Annotated in this window: 21 protein-coding genes; all 21 read right to left on the reverse strand. The window is 41.9% G+C overall.

What is annotated here, in order from left to right; translation table 11 throughout:
• Nucleotides 1–97 precede the first annotated feature (97 nt).
• Nucleotides 98–1,264 (reverse strand): ATP-grasp domain-containing protein, encoded by a 1,167-nt coding sequence (locus PW252_RS06025; RefSeq protein ID WP_248050046.1) that lies wholly within the window; start codon nt 1,262–1,264, stop codon nt 98–100.
• Nucleotides 1,265–1,281: 17 nt separating this feature from the next.
• A complete protein-coding gene (locus PW252_RS06030; protein ID WP_105144605.1) occupies nt 1,282–2,028 on the reverse strand; it encodes an esterase family protein in 747 nt (248 codons plus the stop codon).
• A 27-nt stretch (nt 2,029–2,055) separates the two neighbouring features.
• Complete coding sequence (locus PW252_RS06035; RefSeq protein ID WP_248050044.1) at nt 2,056–2,880, reverse strand: alpha/beta hydrolase; 825 nt, start codon at nt 2,878–2,880, stop codon at nt 2,056–2,058.
• 182 nt (nt 2,881–3,062) lie between these two features.
• Complete coding sequence (trmFO, locus tag PW252_RS06040) at nt 3,063–4,397, reverse strand: methylenetetrahydrofolate--tRNA-(uracil(54)-C(5))-methyltransferase (FADH(2)-oxidizing) TrmFO (RefSeq protein WP_105158363.1); 1,335 nt, start codon at nt 4,395–4,397, stop codon at nt 3,063–3,065.
• 188 nt (nt 4,398–4,585) lie between these two features.
• On the reverse strand, nt 4,586–4,957 hold the full coding sequence (locus PW252_RS06045; RefSeq protein WP_248050043.1) for a YybH family protein: 372 nt from the start codon (nt 4,955–4,957) through the stop codon (nt 4,586–4,588).
• Between the two features lie 12 nt (nt 4,958–4,969).
• Nucleotides 4,970–5,278 (reverse strand): DUF4298 domain-containing protein, encoded by a 309-nt coding sequence (locus PW252_RS06050; protein ID WP_248050042.1) that lies wholly within the window; start codon nt 5,276–5,278, stop codon nt 4,970–4,972.
• Complete coding sequence (gene pcp, locus PW252_RS06055) at nt 5,278–5,925, reverse strand: pyroglutamyl-peptidase I (RefSeq protein WP_248050041.1); 648 nt, start codon at nt 5,923–5,925, stop codon at nt 5,278–5,280. The genes PW252_RS06050 and pcp overlap by 1 nt, the downstream gene beginning before the upstream one ends.
• The gene (locus tag PW252_RS06060) at nt 5,900–6,688 is read right to left on the reverse strand and encodes a class I SAM-dependent methyltransferase (RefSeq protein WP_248050040.1); all 789 of its coding nucleotides are present in this window, start codon (nt 6,686–6,688) and stop codon (nt 5,900–5,902) included. The genes pcp and PW252_RS06060 overlap by 26 nt, the downstream gene beginning before the upstream one ends.
• 55 nt (nt 6,689–6,743) lie before the next feature.
• Entirely contained in the window at nt 6,744–7,613 is an 870-nt protein-coding gene (gene ifs, locus PW252_RS06065; protein ID WP_248050039.1) for an NAD glycohydrolase toxin immunity factor, read from the reverse strand.
• Nucleotides 7,613–7,984 carry a hypothetical protein gene (locus PW252_RS06070; protein ID WP_172050448.1) on the reverse strand — a complete coding sequence of 124 codons (372 nt, stop codon included), beginning with the start codon at nt 7,982–7,984 and terminating at the stop codon, nt 7,613–7,615. Before PW252_RS06070 ends, ifs begins: the two co-directional genes overlap by 1 nt.
• A gap of 125 nt (nt 7,985–8,109) precedes the next feature.
• Nucleotides 8,110–8,676 (reverse strand): DUF6572 domain-containing protein, encoded by a 567-nt coding sequence (locus PW252_RS06075; protein ID WP_248032690.1) that lies wholly within the window; start codon nt 8,674–8,676, stop codon nt 8,110–8,112.
• A 2-nt stretch (nt 8,677–8,678) separates the two neighbouring features.
• Nucleotides 8,679–8,918: a hypothetical protein gene (locus tag PW252_RS06080; protein ID WP_238138933.1), complete on the reverse strand. Its 240-nt coding sequence runs from the start codon at nt 8,916–8,918 to the stop codon at nt 8,679–8,681.
• A gap of 98 nt (nt 8,919–9,016) precedes the next feature.
• Complete coding sequence (locus tag PW252_RS06085) at nt 9,017–9,316, reverse strand: ABC transporter (protein ID WP_105208997.1); 300 nt, start codon at nt 9,314–9,316, stop codon at nt 9,017–9,019.
• Between the two features lie 22 nt (nt 9,317–9,338).
• Nucleotides 9,339–9,821 carry a hypothetical protein gene (locus PW252_RS06090; RefSeq protein WP_248050038.1) on the reverse strand — a complete coding sequence of 161 codons (483 nt, stop codon included), beginning with the start codon at nt 9,819–9,821 and terminating at the stop codon, nt 9,339–9,341.
• A gap of 168 nt (nt 9,822–9,989) precedes the next feature.
• Nucleotides 9,990–10,175 (reverse strand): hypothetical protein, encoded by a 186-nt coding sequence (locus PW252_RS06095; RefSeq protein ID WP_105208996.1) that lies wholly within the window; start codon nt 10,173–10,175, stop codon nt 9,990–9,992.
• Between the two features lie 226 nt (nt 10,176–10,401).
• Complete coding sequence (locus PW252_RS06100; protein WP_248050037.1) at nt 10,402–11,145, reverse strand: DUF6572 domain-containing protein; 744 nt, start codon at nt 11,143–11,145, stop codon at nt 10,402–10,404.
• 29 nt (nt 11,146–11,174) lie between these two features.
• A complete protein-coding gene (locus PW252_RS06105) occupies nt 11,175–11,948 on the reverse strand; it encodes a hypothetical protein (RefSeq protein ID WP_248050034.1) in 774 nt (257 codons plus the stop codon).
• Nucleotides 11,949–12,029: 81 nt separating this feature from the next.
• Nucleotides 12,030–12,344 (reverse strand): hypothetical protein, encoded by a 315-nt coding sequence (locus PW252_RS06110; RefSeq protein WP_248050030.1) that lies wholly within the window; start codon nt 12,342–12,344, stop codon nt 12,030–12,032.
• On the reverse strand, nt 12,341–12,790 hold the full coding sequence (locus PW252_RS06115) for a hypothetical protein (protein ID WP_248050027.1): 450 nt from the start codon (nt 12,788–12,790) through the stop codon (nt 12,341–12,343). The genes PW252_RS06110 and PW252_RS06115 overlap by 4 nt, the downstream gene beginning before the upstream one ends.
• A gap of 108 nt (nt 12,791–12,898) precedes the next feature.
• Complete coding sequence (gene carB / locus PW252_RS06120; RefSeq protein WP_248050024.1) at nt 12,899–16,078, reverse strand: carbamoyl-phosphate synthase large subunit; 3,180 nt, start codon at nt 16,076–16,078, stop codon at nt 12,899–12,901.
• 667 nt (nt 16,079–16,745) lie between these two features.
• Nucleotides 16,746–17,825 carry a carbamoyl phosphate synthase small subunit gene (locus PW252_RS06125; RefSeq protein WP_248050021.1) on the reverse strand — a complete coding sequence of 360 codons (1,080 nt, stop codon included), beginning with the start codon at nt 17,823–17,825 and terminating at the stop codon, nt 16,746–16,748.
• Nucleotides 17,826–18,128: the final 303 nt, after the last annotated feature.

Consider the following 18,128-nt stretch of genomic DNA (forward strand, 5'->3'; position numbering starts at 1 on the left):
ATATTCTTTCTGTACTCACTTACAGTTCTGACATGTAAACTTACAGCTTTGTAAGGAAAGAAAAAAAGACACCATTTTAGGCATCTTTCAATTCATTCTATTTTGTTAAACCAATATAGGCAATCATGTCATCCAACACTTCCTTGCTCTCTGTCACAAGGAGGTAGGCATCATTTCCTTGCAATTCCGCAAAGGCGTCTGGCATGCGTTTAACAGTCTTAATCTTATCAGCAAATTTCTGATGAATATCATCTGCTGAGTGGACATAATCTGTTGTATCACGACGAGTTGCCACCAAGCAGTATTGTGAATCGAATCGTCTTTCTTCAACATCACCACCTGTTACAATGTTTGCGTAATCACGGAAAAGGTCGATAGAATGGGCATAGTTGTAAGCTTCAACTGTGAAACCACCCGCCATACGGTTATTGTATTCAATGGCAATGTAGTCGTCCCCATCCTTGAAAAATTCAATATGGAAGAAACGTTCTCTCATACCAAATGCCTTGATAATAGATCTGCCATATTCCACCAACTTTGGATCTAATTCCTTCTCGATAAAGTAGGCATTGTCCTTCTTGGTTTGCATCAATTCAAACGGTGTGTGAGTATAGGTCAAGCCTGTTTCAAAAATAACATTGCCGTCATGGTCTAACAAACCATCATAAGTAGTGATAATACTTGAATTGACGAATTTTTCAAAGAAATAGACAGTGGTTCTATCCCAGTTTTCAATAAATCGATCAAAATCTTCTTTATTTTCGATTTTGAAGGTACCAGATGCACCAACACCGTTATCTGGCTTAGCAATCATGGGGAATCCAACATTCTTCAAGGCTCTACCAAAATCACGTTCTGTTTTGACAACAACACCAGGAACGACTGGAACACCTGCTTTTTTGAAATATTTTTTCATCTCAGACTTAAATTTAGTCTTTTTCAGGTGTTTTGGCTTAGCTCCAAAGATATTAAATTGTTCACGGAGAGCCGCATCGATTTCCAACCAATGCTCGTTGTGGGATTCCACACGGTCAATCGGACCATGCTTGTATATCAAGAAGGCAGCTGCACGCTTGACTTCATCAATATTTTCCAAATCTTCCACACGGAAGTATTCTGTAAGGGCATGGCGGAGCTCCTCAGGCAGTTGGTCGTAGGGTTCTTGCCCGATACCTAGAACTGTAACGCCTTCTTTTTTAGCCAATTCAATGGTGAAAGGTTGAAAATTTTCTGGATAAAAAGGGGAAATAACGAGATAATTCATAGGTAGTCCTTTCTAGCTTATAGTCCGATTGAGTGGAGGAAGAATGGCATTTGTTTTCTCCACCAAACCCAGTCGTGCGCCACATCCGTGCCCCAGGTATCGAACCAAGCTGGGATATTCTTCTCTTCAAAGGCACGTTTGAGGTTATAGAATGAGTCCAAGCCGTCTTGTTCCCAATCGCCCAAACCTGTGCAGACGATGATATCAGCCTGACGGTACTTATCAATAAACCAGCCGTCGTTTTGGTTCCAGATATAGTCAGATGGTGAGTTTTGATAAACAGCATCGTCATTGCCATAGTCTTGATTGTTGTTGAAGAAACGAGCATCATAGACACCTGAAAGCGCGATGACTTTTGTGAAAACATCTGGATGCTGGAGGAAGAAATTCAGCGCGTGGTAGGCACCCATAGAGCAACCAGTCGTCATCATACCGTCGAACCAACCAGTTTTATGTTTGATAAATGGAATAGCTTCTTCAATCACATAGCGCTCATAAGCACGGTGAGCCTCTGCCTTATCATGAATGGATTTCCAGTCCGCCAACCAGCTTTCCTTATCATAACTGGTTAGGGTGAAAAATTGAACATGACCTGCCTCGATAGAGCCACGACAAGCTTCAATCATCCCAAAATCCGCATACTCATTGTAAGAACCACCTGAAGAAGCAAACACTACCACAGGAATACCTGCGTGACCATAACGATTGACGTTCATTTCACGACCAAGGTTTCCTGACCAATGACTTAAAAATTCTACATGCATATTCATTCTCCTAACTATTTCGTTACATTACCACTTTTCGCTTAAAAAGCGCAAGCAATCTGGCAGATAAGCTGCCCAAGCTTCTTCGTTGTGGACGGCACCGGAAACAACTTCCAAGGCGATATTATCCAAATCAATTCCACCTGCTATCAATTGACGGTAGTAAGTTAGCGAGGAATTGATATAAGATTGCTTGATATTACCTGCCATCAGGGTTTTATCTGTATCATCCGCTTCTTCTGTTCCGACGTAGATATAAACTCGTTGGTCCTTATCCAGTGCTTGTCGCTCAATGTAACGGTCAAAAGCTTCTTGATGGAGCCAGTTAGCTGATGAAAATACTCCCAGACAACCGATTTGGTCCTGGTAGGCCAGTCCCATAAATTGAGTGATGTTGCCACCAAGTGATGAGCCAATCATGGCTGTGTGGCTCTTGTCAGACTTGGTGCGATAGGTTTGGTCAATAAAAGGTTTGACCACATCCATAACAAATTCGGCATATAAAGTACCCTTGCCACCAAACTGGACACCTGGAATACCCATCTCGCTAAACTTCCAGGCAGCGTATTCGTGCATACGTTCGGCACCATCATTGTCAATGGCCACGATAATCATTTTTGCAATATCAGGATTTCGCTTGATGGTCGGAATGACTTTCCAAGAATGTCCTGAAAAGGCTTCTTTACTGTACAGGACATTTTGCCCGTCATGGAAATAGACAACAGGGTAGGTTTTATCCGTATCTTCCTCATATCCTTTTGGCAATAAAACACGGACACGGCGTTTTCTAGTAGTAAATGGCACTTCCAATTCATGCGTTTTCATATCCAAATAAAAGTAGGACTTATTCATTGATATCTCTTTCTAAACAGTGTTTTTAGTATTATACCATAGATTTTCTGAAATATTCAGAAAATTTAGTTATATTACGTCATTTTTCGGATTTTCCGAACAAACTCGTTTTTTGTTTGAGTATTTTTTGATTTTAACATAGGAAAAAGACACCCGGAGGTGTCTGGGGATAGCTGATTATCTTAGTAAGTCAAAAACTCTTCCAAGTCCTTGAGAGAACGCTCTGCTATTGCCTCATAACGCTCCTTCTTATCGCGGATCCGCGGACCGTCCAGCTCCTTGATGATGCCAAAGTTGACATTCATAGGCTGGAAGTGCTTGCTTTCCGTGTGGGTGATGTAGAATGGCAGAGCTCCGATAGCTGTGGTCTGTGGGAAGATGACGGGTTCTTCGCCACGGAAGCGACGAACAGCATTGATACCGGCCACTAAGCCAGAAGCGGCAGACTCGACATAGCCTTCTACTCCTGTCATTTGACCTGCAAAGAAAAGATTTGGATTTTTCTTGGTGGCAAAGGTCTGTTCCAATAGATTTGGTGAATCCATGTAGGAATTGCGGTGCATAACACCATAACGGACAAATTCAGCATTTTCAAGTCCTGGAATCATCTGGAAGACCCGCTTCTGCTCACCCCATTTGAGATGGGTTTGGAAGCCTACGATATTGTAGAGGCTGCCAGCTGCGTTGTCCTGACGGAGTTGAACAACGGCGTAAGGTGTCTTGTATTCGCCATCACGAGGTCCCTTGTAGTCTTCTGGATATTCCAAACCAACTGGCTTCATCGGACCATACAACATGGTTTTGATACCACGTTTGGCCATGACCTCAATAGGCATACAGCCCTCAAAGTATTTTTCTTTTTCAAAGGAGTTGAGCGGTGCTTCCTCTGCAGAAATCAAGGCCTCATAGAAAGCGGTGAATTGCTCCTTGTTCATCGGAGCATTGAGATAGGCAGCCTCTCCCTTGTCATACCGGGACTTGAGATAAACCAAATCCATGTTAATGGTCGAGCTATCCACAATTGGTGCTGCCGCATCGTAGAAGTAAAAACCGTCGCCACCATTGAGCGCGTGAATCTTCTCCGCCAAGGCGTCAGATGTCAAAGGTCCCGTCGCGATGACTGTGATAGCATCTTCAGGGATTTCTGTAATCTCACCGCGAATGACCTCAATCAATGGATGATTGTGAATCTCATCTGTGACCGCTTGGGAGAAATTCTCACGGTCCATGGCCATAGCACCACCGGCAGGAACACGGTGAGCCTCTCCAGCACGCATGATGATGGAATCCAAGCGACGCATTTCTTCCTTGAGAAGACCGACAGCATTGGTCAAACTATCACCGCGGAAGGAGTTGGAACAAACAAGCTCGGCAAACTTGTCGGTCTTGTGCTGGGGCGTCGGCTTGACACCTCGCATCTCGTAGAGTTTGACAGGAATGCCACGCTTGGCAATCTGATAAGCAGCTTCTGAGCCGGCCAAACCAGCTCCGATAACGTTAATGTGGGTTTGAGACATGAAACTAATACCTCTAGCCAGAAGACTGGCTACCGTTTGGGAATGACCCAAAACAGAACCTTTCTAAATTTTAATACCTATCCAGTATATCAGAAAATGGCTAGAAAAGACAAAAACTACTCTCATAGTATGAAAGTAGTTTGATGGAGTTTACATAATGTTTTTTATGCAAACAAATGCTATTTGGTTTATAAAGGGTGACTAGCGTGTTGGTGCTTGATTTTCCAACCTTGGTCATAAATAAAGCCTAGTGTGAAACGGTCTGTGACAGACTGCTCTTTTCCAATTTTTGAAAAGCTGGTATCAAAATAGGCAAAGGCACAGGTCTGGGAAGACTGAATTTCCAGATTTGAATAGCTCACTTCTACCCTATCCGTCGCAATTTCTTGAAACCAAGAAGTCACCATATCTGCCAAGTCCTTCTTACCAGACAAAGACCACTGCCTAGCCACATCGTAAATCAAAACATCGTCACAATACAGGGACAACATGAGATCCAAATCCTTTTCCAAGACAGCTTGCTTATATAATTCCAATACTTTCTCAATCCTATTTACCATTTCTCTCCAATCTTACGCATCCAGAAAATTTGCACATTCTCTTAGCTTGGCTGCTAATTCTTTTCTATCTATAAGCAGATTATAGACACCATCTTCACTCAAGACACCGCAGGTAAGATGTTTAAATTCCCCTCTATCAGCCAAGTCCATATCTTCTAGGAAGGTCGGACTTTGGTAATAGTCCAGTAATTTCAGATATGCTTGCTGGCTTGTTTCGACCTGTTCTAGAAGGGATTGCAATGCTGAAACGAGCTGGAATTGGGAATGAAATATGCTTTCCATCTGCTCAACACGTTGCCTGCTCTGCCATTTTACATCCATCAATGCGTCGCCCCTCCAACAGTTTTGATGTCTTCCTTGTCCGCATAGGCTACAATGGCTGAAATGGCCGCTTCTATCCCTTTGACAATCACCTCAAGGGACATGGACGGAACACCTGGCTTGTCCAATACCTGTTCAGGAAGATAGGGAATATGGAGGAAGCCTGCCTTAGTATTAGGAAAAGATTTTTCAGCCAGATATAGGGCCTGATACATGAGATGGTTGCAAACAAAAGTGCCGGCAGTATTGGAAACAGAAGCTGGAATGCCAGCAGAACGAATGGCTTCGACCATGGCCTTGATTGGCAGGGTTGAAAAATATGCTGCTGGGCCATCTGGACGGATGGTTCTGTCAATTGGCTGCTGTCCCTCATTGTCTGGAATGCGAGCGTCATCCTGGTTAATGGCCACGCGCTCGGGTGTCAAATCTACACGTCCCCCTGCTTGTCCAATGCAAAGCACTACATCAGGTTGAAATTCTGCCATTTTTTCTTCCAGAACACGAGCAGCCTTATCAAAAACAGTCGGAACTTCGACAATTATAATCTCTGCACCTGCTATGGTAGGGGGTAAGGACTTGATGGTTTCTAAAGCTGGATTGATAGACTCACCACCAAAGGGATCAAAACCTGTTACTAAAATTTTCATCAATTTCCTCCAAAATGATTTCTCCATAATGAAATTTTTGATTTGGTCTGACATGACGTTCAAAGCCGAATTCTTCAAAAACTTCATCTCTAAAATGAGCCTTGATAATGATTTTTCTTCTGGCCACACGCCTGCATTCTTTCAAAAAATCTTCAGACAGGGCCGAATAATTGGCAAATGGTTTCAGACCATCAAGATTATCCGATTCCTTTATCTCCTGCGAAAACATGGGATCAACATAAATCACATCGACTGACTGGTCTGCTTGTGTCAGTAAGTAAGTCAGACTGTCCGTCCAAATCGTCTGAATAGAGCGCATGGCTTGATTAACCGCTTCATTGCCACTATCAAACTCTTTCAGGCCGCGGCTCACCATAAAATGAATAAGCTGTGAACTTTCCAAGGCTGTCACCTGATGTCCCGCACTAGCTAGGACAATACTATCAGAAGCCAGCCCCATGGTACAGTCAAGGACGGTATGTTTATCAGGTCCTAGCAATTCCAAAAGCGGATCCCTTCCAGACTTGATACGCAAGATAGCTGTGTCAGGGTGGAAAAAGAAGCGTTGTCCATTTTTTTCTTCCAAAACTAGCTGGTCCTGATAGACCACAAGCACCGCGTCAGCTTCTGTTTCTGCTAGAATGGACTGGACTGACCTCTTACGACGGTCTTGATAGTCTAGATTGAGCTGCGCTGCTATTTCCCGAGCCTGTAAAATCAGGTTTTGGTTCATACGAAGACTGGTTGTGACGATTATTTTCATAAGTCTATTGTACCAGAAATACTGAAAATGTAGTCTTCATTTTGTAGAAATAACTCTACTCTGGCACTACAACCTTCAAACGAATATCTGTCGGTTGCAGTACTTTTTGAACTTGCACAAGGAAAGCAAGACCATTGTCTGATGGGGCATACTGAAAAGTCAGGTTGATAACTTTTTCTGTAAAGTCATCCCCGTAACTTTCCACATATTGCTTGCTTTCGATAAAGTGAATGTAGTTGTTCAGCTTTTCTTGGAGTTTGAGGAGGTGTTGTTTTTCTAGTGGTTTTCGCCATTTGTTGCTATCTAGCAATAACATTTCCAAATGATTTTCTATAACTCCTATAGAATCAATTTTGGTTGGATCAAGTTCAATCGGAAAAATTTCTTCAAGAGATGGGACTACTTGGGGTTTGTTGGCTAATTCCTTAAGCTTATTCATAATCCTATCAATTGTTGTTTTGTCATACTCAAGAAATTCTGGTGTTTCACTCATCCAAGCACAAACCGCTCCATATCGAACCGATTCTGTTTCCAAAGGCATCTTGACAACTTTTTCAAAAAAAATCGGAACAAATTGTTCAAGTTCAATAATAAAAGGAAGGTTATTGTAGCTACTTAATAACCATTTCTGAATTTTAAAATATTGAGAGACCTGATACAATTTATTTATCTCACCACTTGCTACAAAATCTTTTAGAATATTTTCTGTGCGACGAACGATATCTCTATCTCCCTCTTCATACAAAGGAAACAAACAGTATCTTATCAAAACCTCCATATCTGTAATACCTTCAAAGAAAGATTCTCGATGACGAATCATAAATTCGCCATCACCAAGAAACACTTCATCCTCTTTACCTTCTTTTATGGCTTGCTTATATTTCTCAAGTTCCCAACCTGTTTTAACTGGCTGATAGTCTTTCATTAATTATTACCTCCTACCCATTGGTTTATCCGGACAATCCCCTCTGTTGGATAAGTCTGACTTGTAGTAACATTAGGAATAAAAACATTAGGATTTTTTATTTCATAATATCCCTTTTCTGCAATTGAAGCTTGGAAGTCTTCATATGAATGCCCTCGCATATCAATAGTAGGCATAAGTAGCTCACTCTCAGAATTTGTCATATCAGCCCCTGACCAAGTTTTAGCCCCTGGAATATTAAGTGGATTCGAACCTGGTGTATCACCATTGACAAATGATACCAAGTCGTTATCTATAACATTTTGAACCCATTCGGGTGTATATTTAACTTGTTTCAAAATGGATGCGAGAGAAAACAACTCCAATCTCATTCCCACTCCTAGGCTCCGCTTTAAACCAATCCTAGCCCAGCTTCTTATGTATCAATGAAGAATATTTCTACCCTCCTATTATACCAAAAAATCCAGACAAAGTGACCCTGTCTGGACTTAAAACTCTACTCTGGCACAACAACCTTCAAATGAATATCTGTTGGCTGTAGAACTTTTTGAACTTGCACAAGGAAAGCAAGACCGTTATCCGACGGAGCATACTGGAAAGTAAGATTGATAACTTTTTCTGTAAAGTCATCACCGTAACCTTCCACATACTGCTTGCTTTCGATAAAGTGAATGTAGTTGTTCAGCTTCTTCTGGAGTTTGAGGAGGTGGTCTTGTTCAGTGTCAGGAAGCCATTCGTTCCCATCTGCTAGTAATAATTCAAGATGACCGTCTACAACGCCGAGAGAGTCGATGGTTGTTGTATCCAAATCATAGAAATTATTTTTTTCGGGTGTGATTTCATCAAACACAAGCGTCATAGCTGATTCCGACGTTCTTTGTTGGGCTTCGACAATAATCTTTCTTTTCTCAACATTGGTGAGTTTTTGATTATTACTCTCATAAACCATTGTAGAGGTATAAACATAGAATTTCCTACCTGTTAATAATTCTCCATCAGCAGTAACTATCATCCCATCATCTAATACAAATTTAATTTTTGAATTTGTTCCTGTAATTTCCATTTTTATTGACCTCTTTCAAATATTACTGTTTCTAAACCAGTCTTAGGATCAATTGTTGTAATTTTAGTTACCTTTGGATTGTTTTTTAATCGTGGCAACTCAATATTTTCCCAAATATTTCCTTCTCGTAACTCACTACCCACAACGGCTCTAACTTCCCCAGTTACTTGCTCTGCATAAACATCTGATGCTCTTTCCCAAGCATCAATGGTAGATGTATCTTCTATATTCCAATCTTTCATAATAATACTGGTATCTTTAATTGTTGACTCCAGTGTAACACCACCTCGACTTTTAGCAATATCTTTTGCGACATCCAGCCCCAAGTTATTATTTGATACTAATCCAATAGTAGATAGTCCGAAATCACCGTTTTCAAAGTATTAAGTTGTTCATTAATCTGTTTTCTTGACTCAAAATCATTTGTCCAATAATTTATATCAGAAAGACCTCCTCTTGGCGGAAACAATTGATTATAGATAGTCATTCTTTGTCTTTTAGTCAGGTTAGGAACAGAATTTTCTATTAATTCCTGCTCTAGATGTTTTAAATAATCTACTTGAACTTGTAAACCATTTATTTTAAACTTTTCAATTAAATAAATAAGTCCATTAATTGCATCAATTACTTCTTCTATCATAAAATTTGTACCTCTTAATACATTAAACCTTGAGAATACTATTGATTGATATACAATGAATCCAAAACTTCAACCCCTTCAATATTCCATGGCGAGTCAATAAAATTTGAATTTTATCAAGACCTCCTTGATAAATCCCCCCTTGACTAGCTACTGGTCCATCATATATTGTAGTACCCTTAGGTATTTTAATTTTGTATACTTTATCAATAGGTGATTGTCCTGTATACACGCCATCTGGAGTAGTCCAAATATCTTTAACAGCAGTATCGATTCTAACTTGTGCCCTTGAAAATGGTGGTTCAGCTGCAAACCACTGCCCCATAGGATTATCCCCCCTACCAGCTCTATACAACACTATATCATCATCTAACTCTATGGTGTTGTAACGTCCACCATAAAAATTACGATTTGGTCTTGAACTAAGTTCCGTTAGTGGCCCTGGATTTGTTGTCCCATTAAATTCGTAAGTGTATATATCATCATACTTTGATACCATATCCATTACAGTCAATTCATCTGCAACCGATGCAACCTTTAGAGTTTGTATCCCCGTCTTCTGCGACACGACATCAATCCGTGTGCCCTTGGGTATCTCAACACTGCCGACAAAGTCGCCCTTGCCTGAGCCGACAATGGTGCCGCCGTACTTGGACAGGTCCTCCAAGAGGTTCTAACGACTGATTTTCAAACCATTCTGGGCAGTTGTGTATTCCTGAATGCGGATGTCACCTGCCTCGTCAAAACCAATCGCATCCACTCGGATTTTCTGCTCAACGCCATCAACCGTCATCTTGATCGTGATGTTATTCTCGACCTTGCTGGCGATTTTACCAAACTCAACCGTTTGTAAGTCCACAAAGTCCTGACCCTGACGAGCGTTGAGCTGAATTTGTGGTAATAGCAGAGCGGCTCAACTTGTTTCAAAATGGATGTGAGAGATAACAACTCCAATTTCATTCCCACTCCTAGGCTCCGCTTTAAACCAAGTCTAGCCTAGCTTCTTATGTATCAATGAAGAATATTTCTACCCTCCCATTATACCAAAAAATCCAGACAAGGTAATCCTGTCTGGACTTAAAACTCTACTCTGGCACAACAACCTTCAAACGAATATCTGTCGGCTGTAGAACTTTTTGAACTTGCACAAGGAAAGCAAGGCCATTGTCTGATGGGGCATACTGAAAAGTCAGGTTGATAACCTTTTCTGTAAAGTCATCCCCGTAGCTGTCCACATACTGCTTGCTTTCAATAAAGTGGATGTAGTTATTCAACTTTTCTTGGAGTTTGAGAAGGTGGTCTTGTTCGGTGTCAGGAAGCCATGCGTTTCCATCTGCCAATAACAGTTCTAGGTGACCGTCTACGATGCCGATAGAGTCGATGGTTGCTGTATTCAAATAAAATTCTTGACTCTCCAATAGAATCTTTGTGTCATTGGAATCTAGATAGTCTTTAAGAACTTTCATAGCATACTCAACGGCTTCCTTATCCTGACCAAGACACCATCTTAACTTATCACTAATATGTTTATCAGAAATCAGATAAGATAATGAAACTTTTTTTTGAAATGAAGCTGTTGGATATCTAGGATTGGGAAGTGATATACTAAAAAGCCCTCCTTCTCCTGCTTGAAATTGAACATGTTTCTCAGTATCAGAAATAAGCATAGTCATCTCATAATCTTTGTAATGAAATAGGAAACTAAAACTTTCAAATGGCTTTTCATCAATGGACATATCATCTAAATCTGCCGCAAATACATTCCATAGTGCTTTTTTAACATTTTGGTAACCCAAACTCTCTTTAATTGGTAAATAGTCTTCACTCATTTATATGCCCTCCAAAAATTTCCGAACTTCTAAATTTTATAACCGTGTCTGTCAAGTAACTCTATTTCATTTGCATAAGAAATTCCAATTTTCTTTGTATCTGCCAATTCTCTTGCGAGAAACGGATCAGAAGTCAACACAAAATCTTTACCTTCCTGAATCTGTTTCAGAAGAAACTCATCATTAACCTTATAAGGTAATTCAGGGTCTACCTTTGTAATCGCCTCCCATCCTTGATTACCGGCATCAAAATAGGTATATCCGTTTGCGTGTGCAATTTGCTCATAAGAGGTAACACTTTCAAATTCAAAATATCCTAATAATGCTATATCGGAATCAGCATTATGGGTTGTTAGCTCTGTTAATTTATTAATGTCTGTCTGTGTATATGTTGTTCCCATTGTTTCTGTATAGTCCACAATTAACTGTTGGTCATAGCGAGAATCTGTTGGTAGGTATATATCTGATACTTGTGCGGGACCAATCGTCACATTCCCCGTCTTCTGCGACACGACATCAATCCGGGTGCCCTTGGGTATCTCAACACCGCCGACAAAGTCGCCCTTGCCTGCGCCGACAATGGTGCCGCCGTACTTGGACAGGTCTTCCAAGAGGTTCTGACGACTGATTTTCAAACCATTCTGGGCAGTTGTATATTCCTGGATGCGGATGTTGCCTGCCTCATCAAAGCCAATCGCATCAACTCGTATCTTCTGCTCAACACCATCAACCGTCATCTTGATAGTAATGTTATTCTCGACCTTGCTGGCGATTTTACCAAACTCGACCGTTTGCAAGTCCACAAAGTCCTGACCCTGACGGGCGTTGAGCTGAATTTGGCTTGGGCTTGAGACTTCAATGTGAGAAAGTTGGCTTTGAAGTCCCTAAACAGAGGCCTCTATAATTTCGATAGAGTCGATAGATTCCATGTTAATATAAATAGATGGAGCAGTTAAATTAAAACGAAAAACTATTTTTCGATATAGTCTATCTATTGCTTCAGATTCCGTATTAAATTCAGCCCTTATTTTAAAATCTTGACGCTCACTTACTTCATAAAATTTATACTTTTGTGACTCCTCATCAAAATAATAGCCGAGAGTAAATTGCCCACCAAATTTTCTTCCTGGCATAATTGTAAATGCCCCTATTTCAGATTGGTGAGCTTCCACAAAATTCAGTAATTCTTGCTTTGTCATTGATCTTCCTCAAGCTCTAATTCAATAATAGACTTCTGTTCCAGACTTGGTAAAGTATCATCGGGAAGGATGGTCTCAACCCGAGTTGCGTAGGCAGAGGCAAAACCGAAAATAGCCACAATTATCGCAACCGAATAAACTAGAAAAACCCTTTTTAGAAAGGCACTAGAAACTGAGTAGCCCTCTGTCGAATACTGCTTCAGCTCAGGTTGTTTTTTCTCTAATATATTTTTGGAAAAAACATAGGGTCTGACTACACTCATCAATACAGATAGAAACACCATCGTCACAAGTGAATTGTACATTTGTGTTCTCGCCCCAATCGCTGTAATATAAAACATACTTGAAAACAAGAAAACTCCAAAAACAATAAATAGAAGCAAGGATACCTGAGCATCCTTCTTCAGTTGTAAAAACTCTTCTACTGTCATTTTTTCTATTTTCATTTTATTCCCTTATTTACCTTGCCGATCCTACTAGTTATAATTACAACTCTATTATATCAAAAAGACGGCCTCTTGCGAAGTCGTCTATATTGCTATTTTCTAATTATACTATATTGCCTGTGTCATAAAGCTACGGCTTTCCAACACCTTGATCATAGCTTCTGCTGTATCAAGGGCTGTAAAGAGTGGGATTCCACCTTCAATAGCAGAGCTTCGAATGACCTGACCGTCGCCATCAGCTACACGTTTTTTACCAACCGTATTGATAATCGCCTGAACCTTACCTGCTCGAACAAGACTTGGAATATCTTGATAAGCAGCATCGCCCAATTTGCCAACAGTTGTCACGGATAGTCCATTATCAGCCAGATAGGTAGCTGTACCTGCCGTAGCCAGCAGACCATAGCCTAGTTCATGGAAGCGTTGGGCAAGTCCAAGAGCTTCTTCCTTGTCTTCATCCGCAATGGTAAAGACTACATTACCAAACTCAGACAGGTGTTGATAGCTTGCTTCAAAAGCCTTATACAGTGCTTTTTCCAACGTCAAGTCTGACCCCATAATCTCACCGGTTGACTTCATCTCTGGTCCTAACAAACTATCAACTTTAGCCAATTTTGTAAATGAGAATACTGGTGCTTTAACGTGCACTTGCTTGCTCTCAGGATAAAGACCGTCTTGGTAGCCAAGTTCCGCAAGGCTTTGTCCCAAAATCAATTTGGTTGCAACCTGAGCCATTGGAATGTCTGTGACTTTGGACAAGAATGGCACCGTACGACTGGCACGAGGATTGACCTCAATGACATAGACCGTTTCATCCTTAATAACAAACTGGATATTCATCATACCGATGCAGTTAAGACCGATTGCCAAGCGTTTGGTGTAGTCTGCAATGGTCGCCTGTACCTCTTTAGACAATGTTTGTGGGGGATAAACTGCCATAGAGTCACCTGAGTGAACCCCAGCGCGCTCGATATGCTCCATAATCCCTGGAATCAAGACATCCTTACCATCTGAAATAGCATCAACCTCACACTCACGACCGACGATGTAAGAATCCACCAAGACAGGATGTTCTGGCGAAGCCTTAACTGCCGTCCTCATATAGGAACGTAAGTCTGCTTCATTTTCGACAATTTCCATAGCACGACCGCCCAAGACATAAGAGGGACGAACAAGCACCGGGAACCCAATTTTGCGGGCCGCTTCTAGAGCTTCCTCTTCATTGGTTGCGGTTTGGCCTGGTGGCTGTGGAATCCCTAGGTCTTTCAGGGCTTTTTCAAACAAATCTCTGTCTTCTGCTCGGTCCAAGTCTTCCACTTGTGTCCCTAAGATTGGAATGCCTGCTTTGGCCAATGGCTCTGCCAAATTGATGGCCGTCTGGCCACCGAACTGAACGATAACCCCTTTTGGTTTCTCAAGGTCAATCACATTCAAAACATCTTCCAAGGTTAACGGCTCGAAGTATAGCTTGTCCGAAACCGAGAAGTCTGTTGACACCGTTTCAGGGTTTGAGTTCATAATGATAGCTTCGTAGCCAGCGGCCTGAATAGCCTTGACCGAATGCACCGTCGCATAGTCAAACTCCACACCCTGACCGATACGAATTGGGCCAGAACCAAGCACCAAAACAGATTCTTTCTCCGAACGGATGGACTCATTTTCCCACTCATAAGTTGAATAGAAATATGGCGTTGAACTTTCGAACTCAGCCGCACAAGTGTCCACCATCTTGTAAACGGGTACAATCTTGTGGTCTGTTCTCAGTTGACGGATGTAAGATTCAGTTCTGCCCCAGAGTTCTGCAATCTTGCGGTCTGCAAAACCGTATTTCTTGGCTTTTTTCAATAAGTTGATATTATCGTGATTGATTGCCAATTCCTGCTCGATTTCTAAGATATGGAGCAGCTTATCAAGGAAGAAGACATCAATCTTGGTCAACTGAGCCAATTCTTCTACTGTATAGCCACGGCGAAGGGCTTCTGAAAGATAGAAGAGTCGGTCATCTTGAGCCTTGACAATCTTTTCAACCAATTGGTCATCTGTCACTTGGCTGAGTTCAGACATTTCATTGTGATAAACCCCGATTTCCAAAGAACGGCAGGCCTTGAGTAGGCTTTCTTCAATGTTACGACCGATGGCCATGACCTCGCCAGTTGCCTTCATCTGTGTGCCGAGGCGACGCTCCCCTTTTTCAAACTTGTCAAATGGGAAACGTGGAATTTTTGCCACAACGTAGTCAAGTGCAGGTTCAAACATGGCATAGGTTGTTCCAGTAACAGGGTTGACCATTTCATCTAAGGTCAAGCCAACCGCAATTTTTGCGGCTAATTTGGCGATAGGATAGCCCGTTGCTTTTGATGCCAAGGCAGACGAACGGGACACACGTGGGTTTACTTCAATGACATAGTATTTGAAACTATGTGGATCCAGCGCCAACTGCACATTACAGCCACCTTCGATTTTGAGGGCACGGATAATGCTCAGGCTGGCATCGCGCAACATCTGGTTTTCGATATCAGAAAGTGTTTGTGTTGGGGCAAATACGATAGAATCCCCTGTATGAATTCCCACAGGATCAAAGTTTTCCATGTTACATACGACCAAGGCATTGTCAGCCGCATCACGCATGACTTCGTATTCGATTTCCTTGAAGCCCGCAATCGAACGCTCAATCAAACACTGGGTCACTGGTGATAATTTCAGACCATTTTCCGCAATTTCACGCAGTTCTTCTTCATTGGCACACATACCACCGCCAGTACCACCCAGCGTGAAGGCTGGACGAACGATGACAGGATAGCCAATTTCAGTAGCAAATTCCAAAGCTTCTTCAACTGTCGTCACAATGGTTGATTCAGGAATTGGTTGTTTGAGGTCTTCCATGAGTTGTTTAAAGAGGTCGCGGTCCTCTGCCTGATCAATTGCAGACAGTTTAGTTCCCAACAACTCAACCCCAAGTTCATCTAAAATACCAGCCTTGGACAATTCCATGGCCATATTAAGACCTGTCTGACCGCCAAGTGTTGGCAATAGAGCATCTGGACGCTCCTTCCGTAAAATCCGTGTGACAAATTCAAGCGTGATTGGCTCAATATAAACCTTATCCGCAATTTCCTTGTCTGTCATGATGGTCGCAGGGTTTGAATTGACCAGGACAACGCTATAACCTTCCTCCTTCAAGGCCAAACAAGCCTGAGTTCCAGCATAATCAAACTCCGCAGCCTGACCGATAATAATCGGACCAGACCCAATCACCATAATTTTCTTAATATCCGTACGTTTTGGCATAATGTATGATACAAAGCCCGCTAAGAGGACAAAGCGAAAATAGGAAACGCGACGCTGATACTTCAAGCATCAAGACGACGTTTATCTTTTTCGCACAGTCCTTAGGGCGTGTTCGAATAGGAAACTCGAACCTGTATCTCTCCTTTCTATTTTCTATCTCTCCGGATAGAATTAAATAATAGTCCGACACAGTAAGGTTTAGCTCGATATTAGTTAAACCTTACTGCTAGTGTCAGAGTTAGCAAAGGTCCCATTTGACTTTGCGTAGAAGGACACATGCCTTGCATGTAGTCCGACTTGCTCTGACCGACGTGAGAAAATGGATTCGACATTAATCCATTTTCGAGCTAGTGCAAGGAATTGCCTGACCTACATAGAGGCAGGCATAGGGAAATGGGTTGCGTGCAACCATTGACCTGTCCCTTGCCTTTCTATTCGTTGCCTCTATGGGCGACATTAAATAAGATAAGTCCGACGCAGTAAGGTTTAGCTCGATATTAGTTAAACCTCACTGCTAGTGCAAGGGATAGCCTTACCTACATAGAGGCAGGCGTAGGGAAATGAGTTGCGTGCAACCATTGACCTGTCCCTCGCCTTTCTATTCGTTGCCTCTATGGGCGAACTGACATTCGGCAATAATGTATTTTCTCAATCATGAACAACCGATTTACAGCCGCTTCTGGAAGCCATCCATCAAATCCATAAATTCATCAAAGAGATAGCTAGCATCGTGTGGACCAGGTGCTGCATCTGGGTGGAATTGAACAGAGAAACCTGGATGGTACTTGTGGCGCACTCCCTCAACTGATTTGTCGTTGATTTCCTCATGGGTAATCATCAAACAATCTGGCAAATCTTCACGAGCCACAGCGTAACCGTGGTTCTGACTGGTAAAATCCACTCGACCAGTCGCAATTTCACGAACAGCATGGTTAAAACCACGATGTCCGAACTTCATCTTGTAAGTTGTAGCACCATTGGCCTTGGCGAAGAGTTGGTGCCCCATACAGATACCAAAAATTGGAATTTTTCCAAGAATGCCCCGAATCATGTCCAAAGCTTCTGGAACATCATCTGGGTTACCAGGACCATTTGACAACATAACACCATCAGGATGGAGGGCAAGAATTTCTTCAGCAGTCGTATCATAAGGGACAACTGTCACATTGCAATCACGCTTGGCTAACTCTCTAAGAATAGAATGCTTCAAGCCAAAATCAACCAGAACGACACTACGCCCAACTCCAGGCGCAGGATAAGCTGTTTTAGTAGATACTTGCTGGATGTTATTGGTTGGCAAAACAGTCGCTCTCAACTGGTCTGTCAAATGCTCCACAGAATCACCGACATTTGCAAGAGTCGCCTTCATGGTACCATGTTGTCGAATAATTTTTGTTAAAGCGCGCGTATCAATGCCAGAGATAGCTGGGATTTTCTTAGCCTTCAAAAATTCATCCAAGGTCATCTGATTACGCCAGTTGCTTGCTCGACGAGACCACTCGCTAACCACAATACCCTTACAAGTCGGCTTGATCGACTCGTAATCATCACGGTTAATCCCGTAATTTCCCACCAAGGGATAGGTAAAGGTTAAAATCTGACCATTATAAGACTGGTCTGTGATAGATTCCTGATAACCAGTCATCCCCGTTGAGAACACCAACTCACCAGTCACATCCATATCAGCACCGAAGGCCTCCCCTTCAAAAATAGTGCCATCTTCCAAAATTAAACGTCTTTTTGACATAATAATAAGATATTAAGGGCGTTAAGCGGACACAGGCAAAATAGGAGTTTGACCAAGAACGCTTGCGTTCGAGGAAAAACTATCTTTTTGACCCAGTCCGTAGCCCGAATTCAATTACAAAATCCGAGCAAAAAACACCCCTTCTCCTTTCTATTTCCTATCTCTCCGGATAGAATTAAATAATAGTCCGACGTTTGTACAATCAATTCGATCATAATTGACTGTACAAACTAGTGCAAGGGATAGCATTAAAGTATATCACCATTTCTAAGAGCAGGTGTCAACATCTCAGCGCAGTGGTTG

It is taken from the genome of Streptococcus sp. 29887, assembly GCF_032595075.1.
GTDB lineage: Bacteria > Bacillota > Bacilli > Lactobacillales > Streptococcaceae > Streptococcus > Streptococcus iners.

Bases quoted from the DNA above. Each gene is read 5' to 3' on its own strand.
- PW252_RS06025 (WP_248050046.1), bottom strand. From the start codon at position 1,264: ATGAATTATCTCGTTATTTCCCCTTTTTATCCAGAAAATTTTCAACCT.
- PW252_RS06030 (WP_105144605.1), bottom strand. From the start codon at position 2,028: ATGCATGTAGAATTTTTAAGTCATTGGTCAGGAAACCTTGGTCGTGAA.
- PW252_RS06035 (WP_248050044.1), bottom strand. From the start codon at position 2,880: ATGAATAAGTCCTACTTTTATTTGGATATGAAAACGCATGAATTGGAA.
- trmFO (WP_105158363.1), bottom strand. From the start codon at position 4,397: ATGTCTCAAACCCACATTAACGTTATCGGAGCTGGTTTGGCCGGCTCA.
- PW252_RS06045 (WP_248050043.1), bottom strand. From the start codon at position 4,957: ATGGTAAATAGGATTGAGAAAGTATTGGAATTATATAAGCAAGCTGTC.
- PW252_RS06050 (WP_248050042.1), bottom strand. From the start codon at position 5,278: ATGGATGTAAAATGGCAGAGCAGGCAACGTGTTGAGCAGATGGAAAGC.
- pcp (WP_248050041.1), bottom strand. From the start codon at position 5,925: ATGAAAATTTTAGTAACAGGTTTTGATCCCTTTGGTGGTGAGTCTATC.
- PW252_RS06060 (WP_248050040.1), bottom strand. From the start codon at position 6,688: ATGAAAATAATCGTCACAACCAGTCTTCGTATGAACCAAAACCTGATT.
- ifs (WP_248050039.1), bottom strand. From the start codon at position 7,613: ATGAAAGACTATCAGCCAGTTAAAACAGGTTGGGAACTTGAGAAATAT.
- PW252_RS06070 (WP_172050448.1), bottom strand. From the start codon at position 7,984: ATGAGATTGGAGTTGTTTTCTCTCGCATCCATTTTGAAACAAGTTAAA.
- PW252_RS06075 (WP_248032690.1), bottom strand. From the start codon at position 8,676: ATGGAAATTACAGGAACAAATTCAAAAATTAAATTTGTATTAGATGAT.
- PW252_RS06080 (WP_238138933.1), bottom strand. From the start codon at position 8,918: ATGAAAGATTGGAATATAGAAGATACATCTACCATTGATGCTTGGGAA.
- PW252_RS06085 (WP_105208997.1), bottom strand. From the start codon at position 9,316: ATGATAGAAGAAGTAATTGATGCAATTAATGGACTTATTTATTTAATT.
- PW252_RS06090 (WP_248050038.1), bottom strand. From the start codon at position 9,821: ATGGATATGGTATCAAAGTATGATGATATATACACTTACGAATTTAAT.
- PW252_RS06100 (WP_248050037.1), bottom strand. From the start codon at position 11,145: ATGAGTGAAGACTATTTACCAATTAAAGAGAGTTTGGGTTACCAAAAT.
- PW252_RS06110 (WP_248050030.1), bottom strand. From the start codon at position 12,344: ATGACAAAGCAAGAATTACTGAATTTTGTGGAAGCTCACCAATCTGAA.
- PW252_RS06115 (WP_248050027.1), bottom strand. From the start codon at position 12,790: ATGAAAATAGAAAAAATGACAGTAGAAGAGTTTTTACAACTGAAGAAG.
- carB (WP_248050024.1), bottom strand. From the start codon at position 16,078: ATGCCAAAACGTACGGATATTAAGAAAATTATGGTGATTGGGTCTGGT.
- PW252_RS06125 (WP_248050021.1), bottom strand. From the start codon at position 17,825: ATGTCAAAAAGACGTTTAATTTTGGAAGATGGCACTATTTTTGAAGGG.